This is a genomic window from Mameliella sp. AT18 (assembly GCF_028807275.1).
Classification (GTDB): domain Bacteria; phylum Pseudomonadota; class Alphaproteobacteria; order Rhodobacterales; family Rhodobacteraceae; genus Antarctobacter; species Antarctobacter albus.
Map to the genome: position 1 here is coordinate 1 of NZ_JARAMO010000292.1, position 26,486 is coordinate 26,486.

At 66.1% G+C, this 26,486-nt stretch carries 27 protein-coding genes; 14 read left to right on the plus strand and 13 right to left on the minus strand.

The features are described 5' to 3' along the window. Positions 1-59: 59 nt before the first annotated feature. From rpiA to PVW46_RS23810, 4 genes are all read right to left on the minus strand, one after another. On the minus strand, positions 60-842 hold the full coding sequence (gene rpiA / locus PVW46_RS23795; RefSeq protein ID WP_043137859.1) for a ribose-5-phosphate isomerase RpiA: 783 nt from the start codon (positions 840-842) through the stop codon (positions 60-62). A 110-nt stretch (positions 843-952) separates the two neighbouring features. Next, a complete protein-coding gene (locus PVW46_RS23800; protein ID WP_139132295.1) occupies positions 953-1,387 on the minus strand; it encodes a hypothetical protein in 435 nt (144 codons plus the stop codon). A gap of 109 nt (positions 1,388-1,496) precedes the next feature. Continuing rightward, the gene (locus tag PVW46_RS23805; RefSeq protein WP_274578004.1) at positions 1,497-2,189 is read right to left on the minus strand and encodes an anti-sigma factor; all 693 of its coding nucleotides are present in this window, start codon (positions 2,187-2,189) and stop codon (positions 1,497-1,499) included. Further along, positions 2,174-2,725: a sigma-70 family RNA polymerase sigma factor gene (locus tag PVW46_RS23810; protein WP_069209450.1), complete on the minus strand. Its 552-nt coding sequence runs from the start codon at positions 2,723-2,725 to the stop codon at positions 2,174-2,176. The genes PVW46_RS23805 and PVW46_RS23810 overlap by 16 nt, the downstream gene beginning before the upstream one ends. 92 nt (positions 2,726-2,817) lie before the next feature. Between PVW46_RS23810 and cobS the strand changes: the two genes are divergently transcribed. The 5 genes from cobS (at position 2,818) to PVW46_RS23835 (ending at position 6,006) form a co-directional block, all read left to right on the plus strand. Next, positions 2,818-3,804: a cobaltochelatase subunit CobS gene (gene cobS / locus PVW46_RS23815; RefSeq protein ID WP_043137864.1), complete on the plus strand. Its 987-nt coding sequence runs from the start codon at positions 2,818-2,820 to the stop codon at positions 3,802-3,804. Between the two features lie 100 nt (positions 3,805-3,904). Continuing rightward, positions 3,905-4,321 carry a hypothetical protein gene (locus tag PVW46_RS23820; protein ID WP_043137866.1) on the plus strand — a complete coding sequence of 139 codons (417 nt, stop codon included), beginning with the start codon at positions 3,905-3,907 and terminating at the stop codon, positions 4,319-4,321. Between the two features lie 82 nt (positions 4,322-4,403). Beyond that, entirely contained in the window at positions 4,404-4,802 is a 399-nt protein-coding gene (locus tag PVW46_RS23825) for a hypothetical protein (protein WP_274578005.1), read from the plus strand. 300 nt (positions 4,803-5,102) lie between these two features. Further along, a complete protein-coding gene (locus PVW46_RS23830) occupies positions 5,103-5,522 on the plus strand; it encodes a hypothetical protein (RefSeq protein ID WP_139132297.1) in 420 nt (139 codons plus the stop codon). A 142-nt stretch (positions 5,523-5,664) separates the two neighbouring features. Then, positions 5,665-6,006: a hypothetical protein gene (locus tag PVW46_RS23835; protein WP_274578007.1), complete on the plus strand. Its 342-nt coding sequence runs from the start codon at positions 5,665-5,667 to the stop codon at positions 6,004-6,006. A 6-nt stretch (positions 6,007-6,012) separates the two neighbouring features. Here PVW46_RS23835 and PVW46_RS23840 read toward each other — a convergent pair whose 3' ends face one another. Continuing rightward, entirely contained in the window at positions 6,013-7,044 is a 1,032-nt protein-coding gene (locus PVW46_RS23840) for a hypothetical protein (protein ID WP_069209455.1), read from the minus strand. A 121-nt stretch (positions 7,045-7,165) separates the two neighbouring features. Between PVW46_RS23840 and cobT the strand changes: the two genes are divergently transcribed. Continuing rightward, positions 7,166-9,043, plus strand: a complete 1,878-nt coding sequence (gene cobT / locus PVW46_RS23845) for a cobaltochelatase subunit CobT (protein ID WP_069209456.1) — start codon at positions 7,166-7,168, stop codon at positions 9,041-9,043. On the opposite strand, the gene PVW46_RS23850 is transcribed toward cobT, so the two are convergent. Beyond that, the gene (locus PVW46_RS23850; RefSeq protein ID WP_043137876.1) at positions 9,027-9,497 is read right to left on the minus strand and encodes a hypothetical protein; all 471 of its coding nucleotides are present in this window, start codon (positions 9,495-9,497) and stop codon (positions 9,027-9,029) included. The two genes, cobT and PVW46_RS23850, sit on opposite strands and share 17 nt — an antisense overlap. A gap of 140 nt (positions 9,498-9,637) precedes the next feature. Here PVW46_RS23850 and PVW46_RS23855 point away from each other — a divergent pair, with 140 nt between their 5' ends. Next, a complete protein-coding gene (locus PVW46_RS23855; protein WP_069209457.1) occupies positions 9,638-11,404 on the plus strand; it encodes an aminopeptidase P family protein in 1,767 nt (588 codons plus the stop codon). Between the two features lie 59 nt (positions 11,405-11,463). Further along, a complete protein-coding gene (locus PVW46_RS23860) occupies positions 11,464-11,805 on the plus strand; it encodes a DUF427 domain-containing protein (protein ID WP_043137881.1) in 342 nt (113 codons plus the stop codon). A gap of 63 nt (positions 11,806-11,868) precedes the next feature. Here PVW46_RS23860 and PVW46_RS23865 read toward each other — a convergent pair whose 3' ends face one another. Then, positions 11,869-12,681, minus strand: a complete 813-nt coding sequence (locus PVW46_RS23865; protein ID WP_069209458.1) for a sulfotransferase — start codon at positions 12,679-12,681, stop codon at positions 11,869-11,871. Positions 12,682-12,929: 248 nt separating this feature from the next. Here PVW46_RS23865 and PVW46_RS23870 point away from each other — a divergent pair, with 248 nt between their 5' ends. Together PVW46_RS23870 and PVW46_RS23875 are read left to right on the plus strand one after the other, a co-directional pair. Beyond that, positions 12,930-13,913: an SH3 domain-containing protein gene (locus tag PVW46_RS23870; protein ID WP_043137884.1), complete on the plus strand. Its 984-nt coding sequence runs from the start codon at positions 12,930-12,932 to the stop codon at positions 13,911-13,913. A gap of 144 nt (positions 13,914-14,057) precedes the next feature. Beyond that, positions 14,058-15,431, plus strand: a complete 1,374-nt coding sequence (locus tag PVW46_RS23875; protein WP_069209459.1) for a DUF2610 domain-containing protein — start codon at positions 14,058-14,060, stop codon at positions 15,429-15,431. A gap of 10 nt (positions 15,432-15,441) precedes the next feature. On the opposite strand, the gene PVW46_RS23880 is transcribed toward PVW46_RS23875, so the two are convergent. Beyond that, positions 15,442-17,049 (minus strand): chloride channel protein, encoded by a 1,608-nt coding sequence (locus PVW46_RS23880; protein ID WP_172430418.1) that lies wholly within the window; start codon positions 17,047-17,049, stop codon positions 15,442-15,444. A gap of 143 nt (positions 17,050-17,192) precedes the next feature. Here PVW46_RS23880 and PVW46_RS23885 point away from each other — a divergent pair, with 143 nt between their 5' ends. Both PVW46_RS23885 and PVW46_RS23890 read left to right on the plus strand, forming a co-directional pair. Then, positions 17,193-18,566, plus strand: a complete 1,374-nt coding sequence (locus PVW46_RS23885) for an FAD-binding oxidoreductase (RefSeq protein WP_069209460.1) — start codon at positions 17,193-17,195, stop codon at positions 18,564-18,566. Positions 18,567-18,753: 187 nt separating this feature from the next. Further along, positions 18,754-19,227, plus strand: coding sequence for a GNAT family N-acetyltransferase (locus tag PVW46_RS23890; RefSeq protein WP_069209461.1), 474 nt, complete (start codon positions 18,754-18,756; stop codon positions 19,225-19,227). A 3-nt stretch (positions 19,228-19,230) separates the two neighbouring features. Here the strand turns inward: PVW46_RS23890 and PVW46_RS23895 are convergent, their stop codons facing one another. Next, positions 19,231-19,812: a TetR/AcrR family transcriptional regulator gene (locus PVW46_RS23895; RefSeq protein WP_069209462.1), complete on the minus strand. Its 582-nt coding sequence runs from the start codon at positions 19,810-19,812 to the stop codon at positions 19,231-19,233. 90 nt (positions 19,813-19,902) lie between these two features. Here PVW46_RS23895 and PVW46_RS23900 point away from each other — a divergent pair, with 90 nt between their 5' ends. Then, complete coding sequence (locus tag PVW46_RS23900; RefSeq protein ID WP_274578013.1) at positions 19,903-20,061, plus strand: hypothetical protein; 159 nt, start codon at positions 19,903-19,905, stop codon at positions 20,059-20,061. Between the two features lie 4 nt (positions 20,062-20,065). Continuing rightward, a complete protein-coding gene (locus PVW46_RS23905) occupies positions 20,066-20,434 on the plus strand; it encodes a hypothetical protein (RefSeq protein ID WP_069209463.1) in 369 nt (122 codons plus the stop codon). Between the two features lie 3 nt (positions 20,435-20,437). Here PVW46_RS23905 and recN read toward each other — a convergent pair whose 3' ends face one another. The 4 genes from recN to ftsZ form a co-directional block, all read right to left on the minus strand. Then, entirely contained in the window at positions 20,438-22,090 is a 1,653-nt protein-coding gene (recN, locus tag PVW46_RS23910; protein ID WP_069209464.1) for a DNA repair protein RecN, read from the minus strand. A 36-nt stretch (positions 22,091-22,126) separates the two neighbouring features. Then, positions 22,127-22,981: an outer membrane protein assembly factor BamD gene (locus tag PVW46_RS23915; RefSeq protein ID WP_043137898.1), complete on the minus strand. Its 855-nt coding sequence runs from the start codon at positions 22,979-22,981 to the stop codon at positions 22,127-22,129. Positions 22,982-23,113: 132 nt separating this feature from the next. Then, positions 23,114-24,043, minus strand: a complete 930-nt coding sequence (lpxC, locus tag PVW46_RS23920; protein ID WP_043137900.1) for a UDP-3-O-acyl-N-acetylglucosamine deacetylase — start codon at positions 24,041-24,043, stop codon at positions 23,114-23,116. A 385-nt stretch (positions 24,044-24,428) separates the two neighbouring features. Further along, positions 24,429-26,027: a cell division protein FtsZ gene (gene ftsZ / locus PVW46_RS23925; protein WP_069209465.1), complete on the minus strand. Its 1,599-nt coding sequence runs from the start codon at positions 26,025-26,027 to the stop codon at positions 24,429-24,431. Positions 26,028-26,486 lie beyond the last annotated feature (459 nt).

Genomic DNA, 26,486 nt, shown 5'->3' on the forward strand with positions numbered 1-26,486 from the left:
GTACGTTTTGTACAAAACGTACAGACTGAACGGTTCACTTTCCGACCGTCAGACCCGGGTCAGATGTCGCGAAAGATGTTGTCGTCCTCGACGAAATCCAGCTGGCTTTCGCTTACCGTCCCGGCGTTGATGTCGCGGGTTTCCACCCGCCCGTCGCCATAGCCGATGATGACCTTGTCGCAGATGTCGATGAACAGCCCGTTCTCCACCACGCCGGGGATCTGGTTCAGGACCATCGCCAGTTGCCGGGCATTCCCGATCCGGCCCAGGTGCAGGTCCAGGATGTGGTTGCCCTCGTCGGTGAAGAAAGGCCGTTCGCCGTTCATCCGCAATGTCGTCTGGCGTCCCATGACATCCATCGACACCAACGTTTCCTCGATCAGCGCCTGCGTCGTCTGCCAGCCAAAGGGGATCACCTCGACCGGAAGCGGGAAATTTCCCAGCCTTTCCACCTCTTTGGCGGCATCGGCGATGACGACCATCTGGTCGCTGGCAGTGGCCACGATCTTTTCCTGCAACAGCGCGCCGCCGCCGCCCTTGATCAGGTTCAGATCACCATCGAACTCATCCGCACCGTCGATCGTCAGGTCCAGCCAGCGCGCCTCGTCCAGCGAAACCACCTCGATCCCCACGTCGCGCGCCAGGTCCGCCGTCCGGCTCGAGGTCGGCACCCCGCGAAAGCGCAGCCCCTCCTCGCGCACCAGTTCCCCAAGGCAGCGCACCAGCCAAGCCGCGGTCGATCCCGTGCCCAGCCCGACCCGCATGCCCGACTCCACCAGGGACGCCGCCTGTTTCGCCGCGGCGAACTTGGCCTTGTCGATCGGGGACAGCTCTCCGGTCATGGATCTCTCCTTGGGTTCGCGGGCGTCACGGCGCCGTTATAGGCGCCGCCGCCCTTTCGGGCGAGGCAAAAGTGCCAAGCCCTTTAATAGGTTCGCCCCCGCAGGCGGGCTTACAGCCGAACGCGCACCGGATCGAACCCCAGCAGGAAGTCATTGGCAGCGCCGGCTTTGCCCGGTAGCGGCTTGCAGCGCGCCTTGACCGTGCCCAGGTCGGTGTTGCGCGGCGCCCGGGTGAAGTAGCTCAGGTCTTTCAGAACCTTGGTGTTGCCGACCTTGACCCAGCCCTTGCGAAAGACGGTCTTGGTCTTGCGATGGGCAAAGCTGGTCGAGGCGCTGCTGGCTCCACAGACATAGGTCACACCCCGGATATCCAGAACCGCCCAGGCAAACTCGACTTTGCCGAGAGCGCTGTCCCAGTTCAGCTCATTGACCGAAAACGCGTTGTTGATCGGGACTTCGACCAGCCCTTGCTGCGCGGCAGCAGGCAGTGCGCCGGCCAGAACAAGGGCGGTTGTGACCAGGGCGGATTTGAACATGCGAACCATCGCGACTCTCCAATACAAAAGGAATTTACTGCAAAGCGTTAGGCCCCGCCCTGCGTGGACGCAACCCCGCCTGGCCAATTGGCGTGCCGGCTGGGCGCCCGGCGCGTTGCTATTGCCCGACCAGGACGCCTTCGGCCCGGGCATCGCCCGAGGGCCTGCCGTCCGGCGATCCGCCGGGCTGCTCTTCAGAGACCACCAGACGCGCCCCATCCATCCTCTCAGCCAGCGCCGGGGGGACCGCGACGAGTGTCTCGGCGCCACGCAACAGCGCCAGCGACACCGGCGCGCCATCCTCGGGCAGCAACCAGAGCTCCAGCACGCGCCCCTCACCTGCATCGCCCTGCCGGAGGGTCACGGTCAGAACGCCTGTCGCGGGCGCAAACCGCGCGTCCAATGCCAGCCCCTCCTCCCCGGCAAGATCCGCACCCAGCGTGGGCGCCGGCGTCTCCAACAGGCCGGAGGTCAGCACGACCCAGGCAATCGCGGCCCCGGCGACCGCCCCCACGAGATAGGGCAGTACCTGGCGCCACACCGGGCGACGATCCTCGGCGCCAAAGACCTGGCCTTCGATCCGGCGCAAGACCTGCGGCGGTGGCGTTTCGGCGGGGATGATGTCGGTGAAACTGGCGAAATACTCTGTCCAGGCCGCCACGTCCTGCTGCAGGTCCGTGTCGACGGCCAGTTGCGCCTCGAAGGCGGCTATCTCTGTCTTGGGCATCAGCCCAAGCGAATACTCGGCCGCACCCGCCTCGGCACCGCCGGGCAGTCCGGTGTCCAGCTGGGCGTTCATCGGCTCAGGCACTCACGCACCTGGACAAGGTCGGTCCGCACCGCCGCGCGCAACGCAGTCTTCGAGGTTCCCGCACTCCTGGCCAGGTCATCGTAGGTGGCACCGTAGAGATAGGCATGGCGCAACATGTCGGCCCGGGCGCGCGGCAGTTCCCGCAGGCAGACCTCCAGCGCGCGGGCCTCTTCCCGCATTCCGGCCAGGTCCTCTGTCTCCGGGCGCGTGGCATAAAGACGCTCCGTGATCTCCAGCGGCCCGGCCATCCGGCCCGCCGCCCGTTCCACGCCCAGCCGCGCGATGGCCGCATCGCGGGTGATCGTCACCAGCCAGGTTTCGGGCGCCGCCAGCGCGCCACGATACTGGCCCGCGTCCTTCCACACACCGGTGAAAACCTCTTCGAGAATGTCCTGCGCCAGCATTTCATCACGCAGAATGCGCAGGGCGAGACCGTAAAGCCGCGGGGCCATCGCGGCGTAGAGCCTGCGAAAGGCGCCACGGTCACCCCCCGCCACCTGGCCCAGCAGGGCCTCGATTTCATCCTGCGCGGTCATAGGGATCGTCTCACCACTTCCTCTTGCCACTCCTGAAGATATGTTGCACCTAACGCGAAGCATTCGAGCTTTGACAGAGGGACGTGGGAACAATGGCGGACGGCACGATCGATATCAACGCGAAACCGACCGAGGAAATCTCTGTCCGTGAAGTCTTTGGCATCGATACGGACATGATCGTACACGGTTTTCCCGACCGAACAGACCGTGTGCCGGACCTCGATTCCACCTACAAGTTCGACCCCGACACGACGCTGGCGATCCTTGCGGGCTTTCGCAACAACCGCCGCGTGATGATCCAGGGCTACCACGGCACCGGCAAATCGACTCACATCGAACAGGTCGCAGCGCGGCTGAACTGGCCAGCGGTGCGCGTGAACCTCGACAGCCACATCTCCCGGATCGACCTGATCGGCAAGGACGCGATCAAGCTGGTGGACGGCAAGCAGGTCACGCAGTTCCAGGAGGGCATCCTGCCCTGGGCCCTGCGCAACCCCACCGCCATCGTCTTTGACGAATACGACGCCGGCCGCGCGGACGTGATGTTCGTGATCCAGCGGGTTCTGGAAACCGACGGCAAGCTGACCCTTCTGGACCAGAACGAGGTCATCACCCCGCACAAGTATTTCCGCATCTTCGCGACGTCGAACACCGTGGGCCTGGGCGATACGACAGGCCTCTATCACGGCACGCAGCAGATCAACCAGGGCCAGATGGACCGCTGGTCGCTGGTCGCGACGCTGAACTATCTCTCGATCGACGCGGAAACCAACATCGTCCTCAGCAAGGCGCCCCACTACAACACCGAGAAGGGCCGCAAGACGATCCGCCAGATGGTGACCGTGGCCGACTTTACCCGTCGCGCCTTCATGAACGGCGAGTTGTCGACCGTCATGAGCCCGCGGACCGTGATCGCCTGGGCCACCAACGCCGAGATCTTCCGCAACGTCGGCTATGCCTTCCGCGTGTCCTTCCTGAACAAGTGCGACGAGCTGGAACGCCAGACCGTGGCAGAGTTCTACCAGCGCTGCTTTGACGAGGAACTGCCGGAAAGCGCCGCCAGCCTCAGCCTGGTATAATAGGCGAGATCCTGTTTGACGCTGTTAAGCGTCACGTTTAGACGAAGGGCGCTCCATTCAGATGGGGCGCCCTGTTTTGTCAGTATTGGAACCCTCTTACATGACCTTCCGAATTCGGATCTCCGCGGCCTGCGTCGCGGCCCTTGCGCTCGGCGCCTGCAATTCCGCAACCACATCGCCGGAACCGGTCGCAAAACCGCAAGTCAGCGCCAAGAAAACGGCACGGGAGAACCGCAAAGCCAATAACGAGATCTGGGCGAGCCGGTCTCCCATCAAGATCAACGGCGTGACCTACTCCGTCGCGGTCGCACCGGAAAAGGCCTATGCTCTGGTCGGATGGGACTCTTCGGCAAAGACCATCAACCTTGTCGACCTCGAAGCGGCGGCAAGCAGGATCTCGGGATGCAAAGCCAAGGACGAGTCGATCCTGTCGTTCTTGTCCGGCCCCCAAAACACCCCGATCAAGACAGAAATCCTGAATAAGAACAAATTCCTTCGGGTGTCCCTGTCATGCTGAGATTTCTGTGCATCACCCTTCTGGCATGCCTCGCCGCCGGATGTGTTCCCAAGGGTGCCTGCTGTCGGAATCGATTGCGGACGTGCGCGACCGACCGCTGACCTATCCCGATTACCCGCGTGGCAATGTCACCTATCTCAGCTTTTCCGCCGCGCATGGATTTCAGGTCAATTATATCCGCGGCGACGGGAAAGCGTGGCTTTGGTATCCAGGCAATACGGTTGTCGTTCCGGAAATGTGGAAAATCGAAGGTGGTGGGACGTCCCTTTGCTGGAGCCATCCATCCAACAGCTATAATCCGGTTACAAGGGAAACGGGCGGAGGTTTCACCTGTTCGCCCCGTCTTTTTACGGCGCGCACGGTTGTCGCCCATTTGCCCGGCGACCCCTTCAAGCTTTCCAGCGGCAAGATCCCCTATCGGCTCGGGAAATGCGATGCACCGAAGGCTTTTTCCTTCGACCGGACACGCTTTCACTGTTGAGGGGGCGGAACGGCAAGCACCCAGACCTGATTACGGACGCGCATCCAATGCATAGGCCCTCGCGTTCTGCGTTCCTTTCGGCGAGTTCAAGGTTCAATGGGGTGTCCAGGCGGCTAAACCGGTGACATGGCGCGCTTGGGTTGGCCGCTCTCCCGTGGCGGGCGCGCTGGACGTGCATGTGGCCGAACTGGCCGACCTTCTGACCGGGCGCAAGACCCTCTCCACCTGAGACCGCCGTTGCGCCGGTGACGCGCGGTGTCGAAAACTCTTCTTAAATCTCTGCTTGCTACTGTTCCCTGCATGAACGGTTTGCGAACATATCTCGCGGCGCTTCTCCTGGCTTTCGGATCGGCGCTGCACGCGGCGAACACCGCCTCCCCCTCGGAAGAGGCACTGACGCTGGCCGCTTGCCAGGCACGCTATACCGCCGTTCTGGAACATGCCTGGCTGATGCATGGCGACACCGAGGCTGCCGCCATGCGGCGCGATCTCTTTGCCGCAATGCTGGCGGCGGCGTTGCATGACGCGCCGGATCGGCACCGGGTCAAGCGGCAATTGATCAGCTTTCGCATCGCCCAGAAACACGCCGCCAGCGGGCTGCTCGACACCGCGCGGTTCGGCACCGATCCGCGCCGCAGCCGGATCGCCCTGGGCGTGATCTCTCAACAACTCTCTGCCTGTGATCGCCTGGTGATCGGGCGGATACCGCTGGGTGCGTGACCGGCCCGGGTCGCCCGCGCCACGTCGGCACGAAAAGTTTTCATTTCGCCTTATTTTTGAGCGCAAATCCTGCTACGAATCTCAAATTATGGTCTCTTTGAAAACCTTTATCGGCCTCTTTGGCCTCCTCTCCCTCCTCGCCATGCCCCTGGCGGCACTGACTGACGCGCCGCGGGAAAGAACCCAGGTCTTTGCCGTCTGTCTCGGCCGCGCCTCGGCAGAGATGGAACACCGCTGGCTGATCGGTGGCGGCGCAGAGGCCGAACAGGACCGCCGCGCGATGTTCGAAATGCTGCTCGACACGGTCGCACCCCGCTCGGGCCTGGCGGGACCTCAGATCCTGGACATGCGCATTCGTGCCAAGATGGCGCAGGCACAATTGCTGCAGATCGCGACGTTCCACACCGACCCCGACCGAAAGCGCCGTGCCGCTGCGGCGGCACGGCAGGCCATGCGGCCCTGCTCTGCCCTGCTGCTGAGCTGACCCCGTTCAGAAGAAATCAGGACAGAAACCGCCGGAGGCCTCCATCATCCGCGCGATGAAGGCGCGCCGGTCAGGATCGCTGAACTGGGCGACCCGCGCCTCGGCGGAGGCGCGCAGGACCTCCCGGAGCCGCTTGCGCTCGGCCTCGTCCGTGGCACTTCGCAACTGGCCGCTCTGCCGGTCAGTGACCATCGCATCGCCCACGGACTCACGCACGAAATGCTCAAGCGATGGCAAGCCGCCCTCTCCGAGCGCGTCGAACAGGGGCCCCTGTCCCTCGGTGATCTGGTGGGCGAGGCAATCCATGTAGCGGGCCTGGCTCAACTCGAAGGTCAGAACCGTGGCCAGCGCCAGCTCTGCCGCCTCGGGCGCGATGCGGGTATAGGTGCGTTTGTAGCCACCCGGATCGCGCGTGGTCGGATCGCGCAGCGCACCGTCCAGCACCAGCACATCCCCTGCCCGCCCCAGCGAAAACGGCAGTTCGAAATGGTTGAGCTGCGCCTTCACCAGCAGGTCGTAGGAGCGCGGATCCTCGAGGCGCAGCGTCCCATAGCGCAGCGACTCGCCGAAACCGGCCACCTTGAACCGGCCATCGTCGTCACGTTCCAGCGTGGCCTCGGCGGCCACACCCGCATACTGCCCTTCATCGGACCAGAGCGGCGAATGTGGCAAGGTCAGCGCCCGCATCCAGTATTGCGTCACCCTGACCGTGTCCGGCTCGTCACCCGGGGCAAAGACAAGCACCTCTTGCCCCGGTACGGTGATGCCCAGCAGGTAAGGCAGCACCAGGTCGCCCAGCCAGGCCCCGTGCAGCTGCGACAGATCCGTCACAGGCGCCGCCTCGGCCACCGCCACCGTGTTCAGCGCGAACATCTCCAGCGCCTTGCGGCTGCAACCAAGCGGGCCGTCCGGGTCCTCCGAAACGGCGTCGATGGGCGGCGGCACATGCAGCGCAGCCTGCATTTCGGCACAGGTGACATCGCCCCGCCCGGCGGCGGGCAACAGGCAGACCATTAGGGCAGGAAACCAGCGCGGCATGATCGAAATCCTCTTGGGTCGGAAATGGGTACGGGAATGCGTCGATCCTACCCCACGAAGCCGCCCGGACCAAGCCCGCGCCCCCTTGCGGGCGGCGTCCAAAGGACGGATAACAAGCGCCATGAACAAGCCCAGCGACAACCCCGCCGATCCGTTCAAGAAGGCCCTCGCCGAAGCCACCAAGGTGATGGCCGACGACCCGGATCTTTCGGTCAGCTACTCTGTCGATCCCGCCGGTGTCTCCGGCGAGGCGATGCGCCTGCCGCAGGTCTCGCGCCGGATGACGAGGGACGAGGTGATGCTGGCGCGTGGCACCGCGGACGCTCTGGCGCTGTACCACCGCTACCACGACGCGGGCACCCATGCGCGCTACCTGCCGCAGGGCGACATGGCGCGTGAGCTGTACGAGGCGATGGAAACCGCCCGCTGCGAGGCGATGGGCGCGCGCGACATGCCCGGTACCGCCGGCAACATCGACGCCAAGATCGCCTCCGAGGCGACGCGGCGCGGCTACGGCCAGATCCGCGAGGCCGCCGAGGCGCCCCTGCCCCAGGCCGCCAACTACCTGATCCGCCATCTTGCCACCGGCCGCGACCTGCCGCCCGACGCCGCCAACGTCATGGAACTGTGGCGCGGATTCATGGAGGATCACGCCGGCGAGACACTGGACCGGCTCGACGATACCCTGGCCGACCAGTCGGCCTTTGCCAAATTCGCCCGCCAGATGATCACCGACCTGGGCTATGGCGACCAGCTGGGCGATGACCCCGACCTCGACGACCAGTCCGAGGAAGAGGGCGTCGACGACCAGCAGGACGATCAGCAGGAACCCGATTCGACCGGCGAGGATGACGAGGACGGCGAAGAATCCGAAGCCTCGCCCGAACAATCCCAGGAAGAGACGCAGGACCCCAGCCAGGCCCAGGTCACGATGGATGACATGGCCGACCAAGAGCTGGGTGAAGAGGCCGAGATGCCCGAGGGAGAGGCCCCGCTGGAGCCGCCCGCCCCGCAGCCCATCTCGGAGGCGGACCCGGATTATCGCGTCTATTCCACCGACCACGACGAGGAAATCTCGGCCGAGGAACTGGCCGAACCGATCGAGCTGGAACGCCTGCGCGCCTATCTCGACCAGCAGCTTGAACCGCTCAAGGGCGCAGTGTCGCGGCTGGCCAACAAGTTGCAGCGCCGGCTTCAGGCCCAGCAGAACCGCAGCTGGGAATTCGACCGCGAGGAAGGCATCCTCGACGCCGGGCGGCTGGCCCGCGTGGTGGCCAACCCGACGACGCCGCTCTCGTTCAAGGTCGAAAAGGACATGGAGTTCCGCGACACGGTCGTGACGCTTCTGCTCGACAACTCCGGCTCGATGCGCGGGCGCCCTATCTCGATTGCGGCGATCTGCGCCGACGTCCTGGCCCGCACCTTGGAACGCTGCAGCGTCAAGGTCGAGATCCTGGGCTTTACCACCCGCGCCTGGAAAGGCGGGCTGGCGCGCGAGGACTGGCTGAACGCGGGGCGTGAACAGCAGCCCGGGCGCCTGAACGACCTGCGCCACATCATCTACAAGCACGCCGATGCGCCCTGGCGGCGCACCCGCGACAACCTTGGCCTGATGATGAAAGAGGGCCTGCTCAAGGAAAACATCGACGGTGAGGCGCTGGAATGGGCGCACCGCCGGATGTCGGGCCGTCCCGAGGCGCGCAAGATCCTGATGGTGATTTCTGACGGCGCGCCGGTGGACGACTCGACCCTTTCGGTGAACCCGGCCAACTACCTGGAAAAGCACCTGCGCGACGTGATCGCGATGGTCGAGCGCAAGCGCCAGGTGGAATTGCTGGCCATCGGCATCGGCCACGACGTGACGCGCTACTACGAACGCGCCGTGACCATCACCGATGTCGAACAGCTGGCGGGCGCGATGACCGAACAGCTTGCCGCGCTCTTTGACAGCGACCCGCGTGCACGGGCCCGTTTTGCCGGGATCAAACGCGCCGGCTGATCGGACCGTCGCTCGACCCGGGCACCCGCTGGATCGCGCTATTCAACGGGTTTCGTCCCGCGACCGTGAACTGGGCATGGTGGACCTTCCAGCAGTCCGGGTAACGGTGCAGAATCGACAGGCCGACATGCGGCGCTTCGGACAGGACCGTTCCGTGATGGATGTAGCGTGTCTCATGCGTGGCCCGGATCGTGTCCGCATCGCGAAACTCGGCATGGGTGACCTTGCGGATCATATGCGTGATGCTCAGCTCTCGCTGGCGCGCCATGATAGTACGGAACAGGTCCCGGGTTTCTTCCACCGTGCCCAGCACCCGGCGCCCCTCGAAACTTTCGACCGTGTTGGGGATCGTGAACCAGCGCAGAACACCCGCCATGTCCCCCGCCAGCATGGCCTCCCCACAGCGATCCAGCATGTCCTGAAAGATGCGCCGGGCTTCCGCGTCGTCCTGCACTGCTCGTTTCCCCCTGTCGTGTTTTCAGCGACTTAGCACATGAATTGCGCGGGCGGTGCGAAAAAGCCCGAACCGGATCAATTCGCCGACCCTTGTCACCGCCGCCGCGCCCGCTAACCTGCGCCGCAAAGGAGTCACCCATGTTCCAGACCTTCACCGAGACGGCCTCGCCCGACCAGGGGCCGCCCCGCCTTGCGGCCCTGCGCGACAAGCTGGCCGAGGCAGGCCTAGACGGTTTTCTCGTGCCGCGTGCGGATGCCCACCAGGGCGAATACGTCGCCCCTCGGGACGACCGCCTGGCCTGGCTGACGGGCTTTACCGGTTCGGCGGGCTGGTGCGTGGCCCTGGGCGACCGCGCCGCCGTCTTTGTCGACAGCCGTTATCGCGTGCAGGTCAAGGCCCAGGTGGCTGCGGATTTCGAAAAGGTCGACTGGCCCGAGACCTCGCTGGCCGACTGGATCGGCGCGGCCCTGCCCAAGGGCAGGTTGGGGTTCGATCCCTGGTTGCTGAGCGTCGAGCAGCATCGCACCCTGTCGGCCAAGCTGCCCGATGTGACGCTGGCCCCGGTCGGAAATCTCGTCGATGCCATCTGGCCCGACCAGCCCGACCCGCCGCAGGGCGCGGTCTTTGCCCAACCGCTGGAACTGGCCGGCGAGGCGCATGAGGACAAGATCGCCCGCCTGGCCAAAGACCTGACCGCGGGGGCCGCCGTCATCACCCTGCCCGACAGCATCGCCTGGCTGCTGAACATCCGCGGCAGCGACATCCCCCGCAACCCGGTCCCGCATGGCTTTGCCGTGCTGCACGGTGACGGGCGCGTGACGCTCTACATGGATGCGGCCAAGCTAGCCGACCTCGGCGACCACCTGGGCGACAAGGTGACGCTGCGCGCACCCGGCGACTTCCTTGGCGATCTGGCGGCTCTCGAAGGCAAGGTCCAGATCGACCCCGCCACCTGCCCCGTCGCCGTGGCCGAGGCGTTGAACGATCCGGAAGAGGCGCCGGACCCCTGCCTGTTGCCCAAGGCCCGCAAGAATGCCGCCGAGCTCGAAGGCACCCGCGCCGCCCACCTGCGCGACGCGCTGGCGATGGTGCGTTTCCTGGCCTGGCTCGACCTGCAACCACCGGGCAGCCTGACCGAAATCGCCGTCGTGCAAAAGCTGGAAGAGGGACGCCGCGCCACCAATGCCCTACGCGACATTTCCTTCGAGACGATCTCGGGCGCCGGTCCCAATGGCGCCATCGTACACTACCGCGTCACCGAAAACACCGACCGCAAGGTGCAGGACGGGGAGCTGCTGCTGGTCGACAGTGGCGGGCAATATGTCGACGGCACCACCGACATCACCCGCACCATCGCCATCGGCGACCCCGGTGCCGAGGAAACAGAGGCCTTTACCCGCGTGCTCAAGGGCATGATTGCCGTTTCTCGCCTGCGATTCCCCAAGGGGCTGGCGGGCCGCGACATAGATCCCTTTGCCCGCGTGGCGCTCTGGGAGGCGGGGCTGGACTACGGCCACGGCACCGGCCACGGCGTCGGTGCCTACCTGTCTGTCCACGAAGGCCCGCAGCGCATCGCCCGCACCGGCACCGTGCCGCTGGAACCGGGCATGATCCTGTCGAACGAGCCGGGGTTCTACCGCGAAGGCGCCTATGGCATCCGGATCGAGAACCTGATCGCGGTGGAGATGGCGCCCAAGCTCTATGGTCAGACCGTGGCAGAGATGCTGCAGTTCGAAACCCTCACCTGGGTGCCCATAGACAGGCGGCTGATCGACCCTAACTTGCTCACCGCGGATGAGCGAAACTGGCTCAACGACTACCACCGGCGGGTGCAAGACCTGCTGACCCCGCACCTGGATGCGGCAACGGGGCAGTGGCTCTCGGACGCATGTTCTGTCATCTGACATGACAACGTTACAAAGCCCGTGTCTGTGATGCGGGGAAAAGACATGGGGGATAAGACATGAGCAACATCACCATCACGCCGGCCACCGGCACCTGGGTTGTCCGCGCTGGCGGTGCCGTGCTGGGTGAAACCGGCAATGCGCTGGAACTGCACGAGGACGGCCATGCTCCGGTCATCTACTTCCCGCGCGCGGACATCGCGATGGCCTTTCTCGACCGGACCGATCACAGCACGCATTGCCCGCACAAGGGCGATGCCAGCTATTTCTCGATCGTGTCCAAGTCGAAGACCTATGAAAACGCTGCCTGGTCCTACGAGGAGCCCAAGGGCGACGTCGCCCAGATCAAAGATCACCTGGCCTTCTACGGTCAGGACGGCGTGACGGTCGAACACGTCTGAAGACGCCGTTTCGGCAGATTTCCGGCCCCGTGCGCACCGGCGCACGGGGCCTTTTTCATCGGATCAGGTGCGCCGTTTCAGCAGATCGTTGGAATAGACCAGCCGCCGGTTGGTGCGCATACAAAGCGCCGACAGCACAGCCGAGGCCAGCGGATAATCATCCGAGACCATCCAGCTGCCGTCATAGCGGATCGACGCCGCCAGACGGCGCGTCCGGATGCTGCTGTTGCCGGTGATGATATGGCTGCCGGTATTGCCGAAGGGCGTCAGCATCCGCTCGTCAAAGGGCACCCCCAGCCAGTCGCAGATCATCCCCAGAACCTCGCGCGGGCGCAGGGCCAGCTCTTCGTAGCCCAGCCGGAAGCGCGGCAAACCGCTGTCGGTCAGCGCCGAGTCGATCCCGACCACGTTGCGCAACCAGGTCACATGGGCCGAAACAAGGTTGTCCCCCTTGCGGCGCCGGCGCGAGGCCACCCAGGATCGCACATCGCGGGTGATCTGCAGGACCCGCACGTCAAACGCCTCCAGCGCGTCGAGATAGTCCAGCGCGTTCGGTGAACTGTCGAGGACAAGGCGCACCTCGGGCGACAATCCGCGCGCCGCGGCAGCGACCAGCGGAAAATGCGAGGCAACGCTGACACCCGATCCCAGGTGCGGCAAGACACCGGACCACAACGGGCAGTCCCCTGCCCGCGTCCCGCAGGTACAGATCCGTTCCGATGCGCCGCCGTCGAGATGCCCGGGGTTGGCCCCGGCGGTCAGACGCAACGCCTCGCCGACACCCACCACATGCGGCGAGACGCCCAGCGCGGCATCGAGAATCGTCGTGCCGCTGTGCGGAGGGCCGACGACCAGGACAAGCGGGCTTCGGGACACGGGCGGATCTTTCGGCTACACAGGGGGGGTCGATGCGGCATAGCCCAGTCGCCGCCCCTGGGCCAAGCCGGAATCCACGGTCACAGGGTGCCCCAAACGTCGAATAAGCGGAAATCGGCAAATCGGGGAGAATGCCGGAAGCCTCTGAAATCATTGCATGCTATCTACTAACAAGCGCCCGTAATTGCCTGATTGCAGCGAAATGGCCCAAGTGTGGGTCATCGCTTCCGGCAACAAAGGACGAACCCATGCTCAGATTGCTCACATTTCTTTCGGCCCTTTTCTTCGCCAGCGCGGCGGCGGCCACGACCCTCTGGGTCGATGCGCCTCGCGACGGCTTTCTCAACCTGCGCACCGGCCCCTCGACCCACTACCAGGTGATCGGCAAGATGCCCCACGCCAGCAAGGTGGAACTGCTGCGCGCTCCTGGCAAATGGGTCAAGGTCCGACATGTCTCCGGCCGCGTCGGCTGGGCGCACAGCCGCTTTCTGTCCGATCACCGCCCGCGCGGCCACGGTCATGGCGGCCATTATGGCGGCAACGACCGCGGGCAGCCCTACTGGGTCGACGCGCCGCGCCACGGCCACCTCAACCTGCGCAGCGGCCCGTCGGGCAAGCACCACGTCATCGACAAGATGGCGCATGGCGACGCGCTCCGGGTGCTGGACAAGGACGGCAAGTGGTACAAGGTCTTCTATCGCGGCAAGGTCGGCTATGCGCACCGCCGGTTCCTCTCCGCTCACAAGGTCGACGCCGGACATGGCAAGGGTCCGGGCAAGGGCCACGGTCACTGGCATGACCGCGACCACGCCGGACAGACCTACTATGTCTACGCACCGGGCTACGCAGGGCTGAACCTCCGCAACGGCCCCGGCACCGACTACCCCGTGGTCATGACCATGCACCAGCGCGACCGCGTGACCGAGCTTGGCCGCCAGGGCAAGTGGATCCTCCTGCGCCATGCCTCCGGCAAGACCGGCTGGGCCCACGGCGACTACCTGGTCAACGGTGACCCGGGCTATGTGGCGCCGCCGAACGCCGGGCGGCATGACGGCCACAGGGACAACCACAAGGGCGGCGGTTGGGACCGCGACGACCGCTACGGCCACGGCGGCGGACGCAGGAACGGCAAGACCTATGACAACTTCGCCGATGCCGTCACCGCCTGCGTGGGCCGCAGCGGCCAGGACATGCAGCTCTGCGTCCTGAGAAACCTCGGCAAGATCGACTGATCCGCCCAGTCGATACCAGGACAGCCGGCACGGCGGACCCTTCGGGGTCCGCCTTTGCGCTGTCCGACCGGAGGTTCCGGATTCACGGACCTTTCCCTCTGCCGAGGCTTGGCTAGGATTGCCCGCACACAGCCCGAGGACGACATGGATTCGACAGGACACCGCCTCTGCCTTGCCGCCGTCAGCGCGCTGGCGCTGGCCGCAACCGCCCTGCCCGCCACTGCCGGCGTGGAAGAGGCCTGTCACCGGCTTGCGGGCAGCAACCTGGACAGCGGCCTGCCCGCGGCCTTTCCGGGCGTCCCCTTCGAGGAGCTGGACGCGGAACGCGCCATCCCCGCCTGTCGCGCCGCCCTCGCCGCCGAACCGGGCAACCCGCGCCTCATCTACCAGCTGGCCCGCGCGCTGGACGCCTCGGACGACCAGTTTGCAGAGGCCGCCCGCCTCTACGACCGCGCCGCCCAGTCGGGGTTTCCCTTGGCGATCAACAATCTCGCCGCGCTCTATGCCGATGGCCGGGGTGTCGAAAAGGACATGCAGCGCGCAATAACCCTGTTCCGTGACGCGGCAGAGGCCGGGCTGCCGATGGCCATGACGAATCTCGCCTTCCTGCATTGGGACGGCGAGGGCCTGCCACAGGACGACGCACGGGCCGTCGCGCTCTTTCGCAAGGCCGCCGAGGCCGGGGACGGCCAGGCAATGTTCTGGCTGGGCCGCGCGCGTGAAAATGGCCGTGGCGCCGCCCGCGACCTGGACAAGGCGCTGGAATGGTACCGGGCCGCCCTGCGCGCCGGGGACACGGTAGCGGGGCTGGATGCTGCGCGTCTGCTGCTGCGGGACGGGGACGGGCACAGCCCCGACCACGAGGCCGCCGCCGTCGAATACCGCCTGGCCGCCGCCGGGGGCGATCCCCGCGCTGCAGGCTGGCTGGCCGGGGACATCCGCGCGGGACGTGTCGCCCCTGCCGATCCGGACGAACTGCTGCGCCTCTTGACCCTGGCCGCCAGCACCGGCGATGCGCAGGCCCTGCTGGACCTCTGGCAAGCCCTTCATGACGCCGAAAACCACGCACAGGCGTTGACCATTGCCTATCGGGCCTATGATCGCGCCGCAGAGGCCGCGCCGTCAGAGGACAGCGGCTGGCCCGTGCACCGACTGATGGCCGCCCGCGCCGTGCAACAGTCTCTGACCGCCTCGGGCCAGGCGCCCCGGTCGGAGGATGAGTTGCGCATGTTCCAGACCGATTACCCCGTCGCCACGATCCGCAGGTTCACGCTCGGCTTCGACTGTTCGGGCGAGACGGCCCAGTACGGAATCTACGTCTGGGACTGGTCGCGCGGCCACGGCATGGCCGATGCGCAATTCGACTGGATCGAACAGACCCGCGGCTGCACCGTGCCGCCGGAGGTGCGCCTCTCCTTTGCCGAGGTCTGGGACATGGCCCAGGCCGCCGGGGCCAGCTACACCGACCTGACCGGGCAGGAAATCGGCGACGACGGCCTGCGCTACATCCAGAAGTAGGGGTGCCGCCTCAACTGTGCTCTTCCTCGGCCGTGGCCGCCAAGGCCCGGTTGTAGGCCTTCAGCGCGTCGACGTGGAACAGCGCCCCCTGGAGAACCGGCTCGCCCGCGTCCATCGTCACCACCGGCAGGAAGGGTTCCCCGGTGCGGTCCAGCATCGGCAAGGCCGTCTTCAGCGTTGCCCCCGCCTGGACGTATAGCCCGTCCTCGATCATCTGCGCGCAGGTTGCCTCGTCCGCCGCGCCCTCGTCCGTGGGTTTGCGCATCACGCCCTGAACCCGGAACATCGCCAGCAGGTAGGCCTGCGGCCCCGCCGCCAGCTGCACGTTGCGCCGTTCCAGCTGTGTCAGGAAGAAGGACCGGTCCACCAGCCGTGACGCCACTGCCGTCGACATCGAGACCGAGACCATGACCGCCAGCCCCGTCTGCCAGTCCCCGGTCAGCTCAAAGACGATCAGCGTGGTCGAGATCGGCGCCCCAAGGACGGCGGCCGCCACCGCCCCCATCCCTGCCAGCGCATAAAGCGTGAAGGCCGAGGACACCTCGGGGAAAATGCCGGTCGCAATATGGCCGAAGGTCAGCCCGGTCAGTGCCCCCACCATCAGCGAGGGCGAAAAGATCCCCCCGCCCATGCGCCCCGCCATCGTGATCGAGACCGCGGCCACCTTGACCACCGCAAAGACCAGTGCCTCGTGCATCAAAAGACCGCCGGTCAGGGCGCGGCTCGTCGTCTCGTACCCGACCCCGATGATATGCGGGAAAAAGATCGCGATCCCGCCCAGCAACAACCCCGCCACTGCCGGGCGCAGCCAATAGGGAAGACCCAGCTTCTTCTGCAGTTGCGTTTCCATGTCATCGGCAAAGAACACCGACTGCATCATGATGACCGCCACCAGACCGCAGACGAGGCCCAGGATGAAGAAGGCCGGAAGCTCGAGGTAGAATTCCACCGTGGTCGTGCCCGGCAGCACGAATTCGGTCACGTCGCCATAGACCAGCCGATTGATCACCGTGCCCGCCGCGCTGGCCACAACAATGGGTGCGAACGCGTGCAAAGCGAAATGACGCAGGATGACCTCCAGCGCGAAAAGCGCCCCGGCAATGGGCGCGTTGAAACTGGCCGAAACCGCCGCCGCCACGGCGCAACCCAAAAGGTCGCGTCCGGTGATCCCGTCCACCTTCAGCGTGTTGGCGACCCAGCTGGAGCACATCGCCGCGATATGCACGACCGGCCCTTCCCGACCCGTGCTGCCCCCGGTCGACAGGGTGATCCAGGAACACAGCGCCGAAGCGATGCCCGCCTTTTTCTCGACCCGCCCGTCGTTCAGCGCCGCGCCCTCGATCACGTCGGCCACGGCGCGCACCCGCCCGTCCGGCGTGGCAACATGCAGGATGATCCCCACCACGATGCCCCCGAAGACCGGGATCAGCAGCACCCAGACCCAGGGCAGGCCTTCGGCAAAGGAATGCAGAGTCTGCGTGTCCGGTGTGCCATAGACCAGCGTCTGCAGGCTCTCGATCGCGAAGCGAAAGGCGATCGCCGCCAGGCCAGAGGCCACGCCCAGCCCCAAGGCGATGAACCAGAACTGGATCTGGCCCGGCCCGCGATGGCGCAACATGTCCCAGCCTCGGCCAAAGCCGGAGCGGATCCTGTGCATTTGCTGTTGCAGCAGGCTCGGCAATCCGGCCTCCCTCAATCCGGTGACTTTCCCGCGCCGCAGGCACTGGTTAAGGTGACCCGAGCAGTTTTCCGGAGTCCCCCATGCCCATCGCCCAGGCGATCGATGATCTGACAACCCTCCTAGGCGAACGCGTGAGCCTGTCCAAGCCCGATCTCGAAGCGCATGGCGCCTCGGAATCCTATTTCCCCAACACGCCGCCCCAGGCCGTCACCTATCCGCGCACCAGCGAAGAGGTGCGCCGCATCGTCGAGATCTGCGCCCGCGAAAGCGTGCCCGTGATCGGCTGGGGCGCGGGCACTTCTCTCGAAGGCCACGGGCAGGCCCTGCAAGGCGGTGTCAGCGTCGATTTTCGCCTGATGAACAAGGTCCTGGAAATCCGCCCCGCCGACATGGACGTGACCGTGCAGCCCGGCGTCACGCGTGAGGCCCTGAACGAGGAACTGCGCGCCACGGGCCTCTTCTTTCCGGTCGATCCCGGCGCCAATGCCTCGCTCGGCGGCATGACGATGACGCGGGCCTCCGGCACCACCACCGTGCGCTATGGCTCCATGCGCGACAACGTGCTGGGGATGGAGGTGGTTCTGGCCGATGGCCGCATGATCCGCACCGGCACCCGTGCGCGCAAATCCGCCGCCGGCTATGACCTCACCGCGCTCATGGTGGGGTCCGAGGGCACGCTGGGTCTTGCCACCGAACTGACCCTGCGGCTGCACGGCGTGCCAGAGGCGATCAGCGCCGGCATCTGTGCCTTTCCCGACATGGGGGCCGCCACAGCCTGCGTCATGGAGACGATCCAGATGGGCATCCCGATGGCTCGGATCGAATTTGCCTGCGACCAGACAGCGCGCGCCTTCAACGCCTATGCCGGGACCGACATGGCGGAGGCACCGCATCTCATGGTCGAATTCCACGGCAGCCCCGAAAGCACCGCACAGGACGCCGAACGCTTTGCCGAGATCGTGGCCGATCACGGCGGTAGCGCCTTCCGCTGGTCGGGCCGCGAAGAGGAACGCCGCGCGCTCTGGTCCATGCGCCACAACGGCTATTACGCCATCCTCGCCTCGCGTCCCGGCGCGCGCGGCGTCGTCACCGACATCTGCGTGCCGATCTCGCGCCTGGCCGAGGCCGTCGAAGCCACCCAGGCCGACATCGCCACCAGCGGCATTCCCGGTCCGATCCTGGGCCATGTCGGCGACGGCAACTTTCACGCCATCCTGCTGGTCGACCCCGACCAGCCCGCCGAATTGCAAACCGCCAAGGACCTAGCCGCGCGCATGGCGAAACGCGCCCTGCAACTGGGCGGCACCTGCACCGGGGAACATGGCGTGGGCTATGGCAAGCTGCCCTTCATGGCTGCGGAACACGGCCAGGGCTGGCAGGTCATGGGCGCGATCAAGCGCGCGCTCGATCCTCAGAACATCATGAACCCCGGCAAGCTGGTGCCGGGGAACTGACAGCCGACACCTGAAAACGGGCCGTGGCCGGCGGGTGGGCCGCTGAAGGGCGCAGGCCCGGCAGCCGGGGCGCCCGAAGGACCGGCCACACGGGGCATCACTCCCCCGTGACAGCCCCCGTCGCGGCCTTGCCCCGGGGCGCCAAACCGGCTTTCCCTGCGGCAGCAACCGCCAAGAGACCGCCCCGATGCCCCCGACCATCCGCTTTGTCCGCCTGCCCCAGATCGACCCCGGCCTGATCCAGGCCCATATGTCCGACCCGCGCGTCGCGGAACACATGCCGTTGCTCACGGGCGCATGGGATGCCGATACGGTGGCGCAATTCGTCGCCACCAAAGAAGCCTGCTGGCAGCGCGACGGCCTTGGCCACTGGGCCATCCTCGCCGATGGGGACTATGTCGGCTGGGGCGGCTTCCAGAAGGAAGGCGAGGACTGGGATTTCGGCCTCGTGCTGCACCCGGACCGGTTCGGCCTCGGTCTCCGGATCGCACGGCAGGCGCTTGAGATCGCGCGGGGTGACCCGCGCATTCCCTATGTGACCTTCCTCTTGCCGCCTTCGCGCAAGAACCTCGGCGCCCTGCGGCGCATGGGCGCCGACTACATCGGTGACACGAGCTATGGTCCGGAAACCTTCCGCAAGTACCGGCTCGACACCGCCTGAGCCTCAGATCAGCACCCCGTCCGCCGCCCGCCGCACCCGCGCCGCGCGGGCATCGGCATCGGGCATCCGCATCGCCCCGGTGACAAGCCGCACCTGCCAGTCCCCGACCAGCAGATCGACCCAAAGCGCCGCCGTAACCTCGGGCGGCCCGCTCACCTCGCCGGCGGCGCAAAGCCGCTCGAAAACCGCCAGCAGGCGGGGAAAGACCGTCCCGCGCCCGGCCTCTGCCAGCACCGCGCCCAGCGTATCGCTGGCATCCGCCGCCGCCGCGCGGTTCAGCGCCACGGCGCGTTCGCTCAACAGCATGTCCAGCAACGCCGCCCCCAGCGCCTCCAGCACCGCGCGCCCCGCGCCCCCGTCCGGCAGCGCCTCCAGCCGCCTTGTCACCTGCTCGGCATTGCGCAGGATCAGCGCACGGAACAGCCCGGTCTTGTCACCGTACCAGCGGTACAGCGTTTCGTTCGACGCCTTGGCGCGCTTCGCCACCGCCAGCATCGACAACCCGGCAAAGCCCTTTTCCGCAAGGACCGCATAGGCCGCCTCGGCGATCTGTGCCTCTCGTTCCGCCTTGTTCTCTGGTCGCATGGCATCTCTCCCTTGACGCAATCCGTACCCGTGTGTACGGATATTGACAAGGCGTACACATTAGTACGCTTTTAATCCTGGAGACCGCCAATGACCCATCCCTATTTCGACTATTGCGACGATCACGATCACCGCAAACTGGACCTGCAGACCCGGCAACAGCCCCGGCGCGCCTCGATCCTCTCTGTAATCGCGTTTCACCTGCGCCAGACCATTGCCCGCATCGCGGCGCGCAGACTGCCGGTGTGATGTGATGCCCGATCAATCCGCTCGCCGCGCCGCCCTGGCCACGCTCTTTATCCTGCAAGCCGTCATGCTGGGTGCGCTCTACGCCGGGGTGTCGCCGCACCCGCCACAGGCGATCCCCCTCTTCGCGATGGCGCCATTCCTGGGCGCGGCCCTGGGACTCTGCGCGGCCGCCTACCTGCTGGCCGACCAGTCCCGCACGGGAGGCGTGCTGGCGTCCCTGGCCGCGCTCGCGGCGCTGGTCTCCTTTGGGCCGCAAAAATACGTCGACCCGGCATTTCCGATGATCTGGCCCGCCGTGGTCACGGCGCAGGCCGCCTGCGCCGTGCTGCTGGCCGGGGTCCTGCGGCGCGCCCGGCCCGTGCCCGTGAGCTGAGGCCTAGGCCTTCAGCAGGGCTCGCGCCGCCGCGCGGGCCTCTTTCGTGACGGTGTCACCCGACAGCATCCGCGCGATCTCGTCCTCGCGCTCGTCCTCGGCCAGCGGCACGACCTCGGACAGGGTCACCTCCCCGTCCACCCGCTTGGCCACGCGCCAGTGATGCCCGCCAAGCGCCGCAACCTGCGGCGAATGGGTAACGACCAGAACCTGACCGCCTTCCGACAGCGCCTTGAGCCGCCGCCCCACCGCATCCGCCGTGGCGCCGCCGACGCCCCGGTCGATCTCGTCAAAGATCATCGTCGCCCCGCGCCCCTGCGCCTCGGTCAGGCAGACCTTCAGCGCCAGCAGGAACCGCGACAGTTCCCCGCCAGAGGCGATCTTGTTCAGCGGTCCCGCCGGGGCGCCCGGGTTGGTCGCCACGGTAAAGGCCACCATGTCGCGCCCCTCCGGCCCGGCGGTTGCCTCTGTCACGGCGGTCTGGAACACCGCGCGCTCCATCTTGAGCGGCGCCAGTTCCCCCGCAACTGCCTTGTCGAGTGCCCCGGCCGCCGTCCGGCGCATCTCGGTCAGTGCCGAGGCCGCCGCGTCATATTCCGCCTCGGCCTTGTCCACCGCCTTGCGCAGGTCTCCGATGCGCGCCTCACCCGCATCCAGCGCGGCCAGCTTTTCCGACAGGTCCGCCGCCAGCCCGGGCAGGTCGTCCGGCATCACCTGGTGCTTGCGCGCAAGACCCCGGATCGCGAACAGGCGTTCCTCGGCTTCTTCCAGCTCCAGTGGATTGAACTCCAGCGCTTCAAGGCAATCGGCCACGCCGGTCGCGGCCTCGTCCAGTTCTGCCATCGCGCGGGCCAGCGCCGCGATCGGCGCCTCGAGGCGGCCCTCTGCCTTGTCCGCGGCCCCTTCGAGCCAGCGCAGCGCATTGGCCATCGCCCCCTCTGCCCCGTCATATCCCAGCGCGCTGGAGGCCTGGGCGATGTCGTCGCGGATCTTCTCGGCCGATTGCATCATCCGGCGGCGGGCATCCAGCTCGGTTTCCTCGCCCGGCTGCGGGTCCAGCTTGTCCAGTTCATCGACCGCGTGGCGCAGGAATTCCTCTTCGGCCTGCACGGCCTCCAGCGCCGCCTGCGCCGTCTCCAGTTCCTTGCGGGCCGTGCCCACGGCGCGCCAGCGGCGGCGCACCTCGGCCTGCGCCTCACCCGCACCCGCGTAAAGATCCAGGATCGACCGGTGCCCCCTGGGGTCCAGCAACCCCCGGTCGTCGTGTTGGCCATGCAGTTCGACCAGCGTCTCGGACAGGCGCCGCAGCACCTCGCCCGACACCCGCCGGTCGTTGACCCAGCCGGTCTTGCGGCCGTCCCTGGTGTTCACCCGCCGCAGGATCAGCTCATCCGAGGCCGGCAGACCAGCCTCTTCGAGAACCGCCCAGGCCGCATGGCCCTCCGGCAACTCGAACTCGGCCACGACCTCGCCCTGCTCGGCACCGGTTCGCACCAGCTCTGCCCGTCCGCGCCAGCCCAGCACGAACCCCAGCGAATCCAGCAGGATGGATTTCCCGGCACCGGTTTCCCCGGTCAACACGTTGAGACCCGGCTGGAACTCGAGCTCCAGCCGTTCGATGATCAACATGTCCCTGATTTCAAGCGCGCGCAGCATGGTCAGCCATTGGTCCGGGCACGGGCCCGATGCTTCTTACAACCACTCGCCCTTGATCATCTGGCGATAGATGGCCGACAGCCAGTTGTCGCCAAGAGCCGTGGGCTTCAGCCCCTGCTTCTGCAACAGCTTGTAGCCATCCTCGTACCACTCGGTCGACTGGTAGTTGTAGCCGAGGATCGCCCCGGCGGTCTGCGCCTCGTTCAACAGGCCCAGCGACAGGTAGCTTTCGATCAGACGGAACAGCGCTTCGGGCGTATGCGTCGTGGTCTGGAAATCCTCAACCACCACGCGGAACCGGCTTATCGCCGCGCCATAATGCTGACGTTTGAGGTAGTACCGGCCAACCTCCATTTCCTTCGCCGCGAGATGGTCGAAGGCAAGGTCGAATTTCAGGATCGACGACCGCGCGTATTCGCTGTCGGGATAGCGTTCGATCACCGTCCGCAGCGCCTGCAAGGCCTGAAAGGTCAGCCCCTGGTCGCGGCCCACCAGTTCGATCTGGTCATAATAGGACAGCGCCAGCAGGTACTGCGCATAGGCCGCATCGTCATCGGCGGGGTAGAAGTCGATGAACCGCTGCGCCGCAGAGCGCGCGTTCTCGTAATCCTTGTTCTCGTGGTAGGCATAGGCCTGCATGATCAGCGCGCGCTTGGCCCAGTCCGAATAGGGGTACAGCCGCTCGACCTCGCCAAAGTAGAAGGCAGCGTCCTTCGCGTCTTTGCGCGACAGTTCGTATTCACCACGCTCGAAGATCTGCTTGGCGGTATAGGTCTCAAGCGGGACATTCCCCGGCCCGACCTCGCGCCGCCGCAGCGAATCGCACCCGGGCAGGGCCAGAGCCACCGCCAATGCCACGATCACCAGTTTTCGCGATCTGCCCCCAGACATGCCCGAACACCCTCTACCTCGTTCGACGTCCCCTTGACGGGCCGTCCATTGCGAGGGGTCTAGCACAGAAAATTCCGGTGCAAAATGTCTTACGGCCCGATTAATGCGCGCCTTGCTGCCCATGCGTGCGGCTCAGGCCACAGCCGGAATTTCGTGGCGCCCGACGCCGGCACCCGGAAGACGCGCCGCCTGCCCGCTGTCGCACAGCACGACACGGTAGGCATCCGGCGCAGCAAAGAGCGCGCGCAGCAGTGCGTTGGTCATGGCATGGCCTGCCTTGTGACCCTCGTAATGGCCCAGGATCGGCGCACCGGCCAGGGCCAGGTCACCCAGCGCGTCCAGCATCTTGTGGCGCACGGCCTCGTCGGAATGGCGCAATCCGCCCGGGCTCAGCACCCGGTCGCCATCTACCACGACGGCGTTTTCATAGGTCCCGCCCAGGGCCTTGCCCGCGGCGCGCATCGCTTCGACATCGGAGGCACGGCAGAAGGTGCGGCTGTCACACAGCTCGCGCACGAAGGCGCCGTTGGCCAGGTTCATCGTCTTGGTCTGTTCTCCGATGGCCGCATCCGCGAAGGCGATGTGGAACTGCATCGACAGCCCCTGCCCCGGGTGGCCCGGCGACAGGCGGGCCCAGCCCATGTCCGTCTTGACCTCGACCGGGGCCAGCACCTCGATGGCGCGCACCGGGGCCGCCAGTTCGCGCAGGCCGCGGGCAAGGATACCGCGCACAAAAGGCACCGAGGACCCGTCGAGAATGGGGGCCTCGGGTCCGTCGATTTCGATCAGGGCATTGTGCACACCGCAGCCGGCCAGGGCCGCCATGACATGTTCCACCGTGGACACCGAGGTGCCCGCACGGTTGACGATCTGTGTGCAGAGCGGAGAGGCCTCGACCGCATCCCACCGGGCGGCAATCATCGTGTCGCCCAGACGGATGTCCGTGCGTTTGAACCAGATGCCGTAGTCGGCACTGGCCGGCCGGATTGTCAGTCGCGCAGGTTGGCCAGAGTGAAGGCCGACACCTGCGAATGTGATCGAAGACCGAAGCGTTGTTTGCACGAAGCTGCCCCTGTGTTGCGCACGTCCCCCCAACCTGGACGCGGCTTTGGTGATGGGGGTAACCAAGCTGTCGCGGTGCCTCAAATCAAAGATTGTAACCGTGTGAAACATGGTGCGGATACGGTCGGCAAAACCCCGCCAAGAGCATGAAATATCCATTACAAGATACTGTCTTTAAAATAAAAAAATGCCCAAACACCCGACGCGAAATCGCCCGCGAATCCCCCCGGAAAACCCGGTTTCTTGCGAGAGTGTTGCCGTTTGTGAACACATTGAAACACGCCTCCCGACATGAAACCGCCCCCTGCAGAGGCAGAGGGCGATCTCACGAGGTGTGGAAATTTCAGCAGGCAGACGGACGTCCTGCTGAAATTCCGGGCTTGGTTCAGTTGGCCTGGCGGCGCAGGAAAGCCGGGATTTCGATCCGGTCGTCCTCGGCCTCGGGCTCGTGATCGTGGACCGGAGCCGGACGATGCGCCTGCACCGGCGGCTGGGCGCGGCGCGGCTGCTGCGGCGCGGCGTGCTCGCCGTGGCCAGTCATGCGCCCGATCAGCGAGTTGACGCTGAAGCGCGACTTTTCCTCGGCCGGGGCGGGGGTCGGCTGCGGCGCGGGCGCCTGTTGCACCTCTTCGCGGGTCCGGGCGGCGGCGGCCTTGAGCCGGTCGAGCGTTGCCGGGCTGGGCGTGCCGGGAGCTGCGGGACGCGGTGCCACGAAATCCTGCGGGTCGGCCTCGATCGTATCGGGCGCCGGGCGGAACTCGGCCACTTGCGGACGGTAGGCCGGCGGCGGCAGACCATCGTCGGCGGCCTGCTCCTCGATCACCTCGTCATAGTCGCGCGACTGCACGGGCTCCGCGTGGTCGTGGCTGTCCATCTGACCGAACAGCGAGGGTTCCGGCTCGGGCGCACGCTCGGCGGCCACGGGCTGCGGTTCCGGCTGCGGTGCGGGTTCGGGCGTTGCATTGCCCAGCGGCTGCGACAGCTTGCGGCGCGGCACCGGGACATCGTGCACGTTCTCGGTGGCGTCGATGCCGGTGGCAACGACCGACACGCGCATCTGGCCGGCCATGCTGTCGTCCAGCGTCGAACCGACGATGATGTTGGCGTCCGCGTCCACTTCCTCGCGGATGCGGTTGGCCGCCTCGTCCAGTTCGAACAGGGTCAGGTCGTGGCCGCCGGTGATGTTGATCAGCACGCCCTTGGCGCCTTTGAGGCTGATCTCGTCCAGCAGCGGGTTCGCTATCGCCTTCTCGGCCGCCTGGACCGCGCGATCCTCGCCCTCGCCTTCGCCGGTGCCCATCATGGCCTTGCCCATCTCGTCCATCACCGCGCGGACGTCGGCAAAGTCGAGGTTGATGAGGCCCGGACGGACCATCAGGTCGGTCACACCCTTCACGCCCTGGTACAGGACGTCATCGGCCATCGAGAAGGCCTCGGTAAAGGTCGTCTTCTCGTTCGCCAGGCGGAACAGGTTCTGGTTCGGAATGATGATCAGCGTGTCGACGACCTTTTGCAGGCTGTCCACGCCCGCCTCAGCCTGTTTCATCCGCTTGGCGCCTTCGAACTGGAAGGGCTTGGTCACGACACCGACGGTCAGCACGCCCAGCTCACGCGCGGCCTGCGCGATGATCGGCGCGGCGCCGGTCCCGGTGCCGCCGCCCATGCCGGCGGTGATGAAACACATGTGCGCGCCGGCCAGGTGGTCGACGATCTGCTCGATGCTCTCCTCGGCGGCGGCTGCACCGACGCTGGCGCGCGCCCCGGCGCCCAGCCCCTCGGTCACCTTCACACCCAACTGCACGCGGCTTTGCGACATGCTCTGCGCAAGCGCCTGGGCATCGGTGTTCGCGACGACGAAATCGACGCCTTCGAGCTGTTTCTCGATCATGTTGTTGACGGCGTTGCCGCCTGCCCCGCCGACGCCAAAGACCGTAATACGGGGCTTCAGCTCGTCCTGCCCGGGCATCGAAAGGTTCAGTGCCATGATATGTCCGCCTGTCTTTTTATTCCGGTTTCAGGCCTGTGCACGGCCTGTTCCCTTGAATCCTACCTTTTGAGGTTCCGCCCGTCACGCGAAAAACGCAAAAAAGCCACAAAATATGGCCAATTTTACGGCTCAATTCCGCCGATATCGGAGATATCCACATATCTGGTGTGACCCGCCAACTCCGGCGCAAAATACGACACCGGGCACAGGGGCAACCCCTGCGCGGATTCACGTCTCGACAATGTCCGGAGTGCCTGCCCGACCCTCCTGGCGCCTCTTATCCACGGGCACCTGTGCATAACCTAACGCGCCCCGAAAGCACTGTCACCCGCGAAAACGCGCCCGGCCCGGAGAAATCCTGCCTCCCGAACCGTCGCTCAGCCTGCTCCTGGCGACCACGCAAGAAAACGACGGGCACAGCCTGTCAAAAGGGTCGGCGGGCGGGCGTCTTTGCGG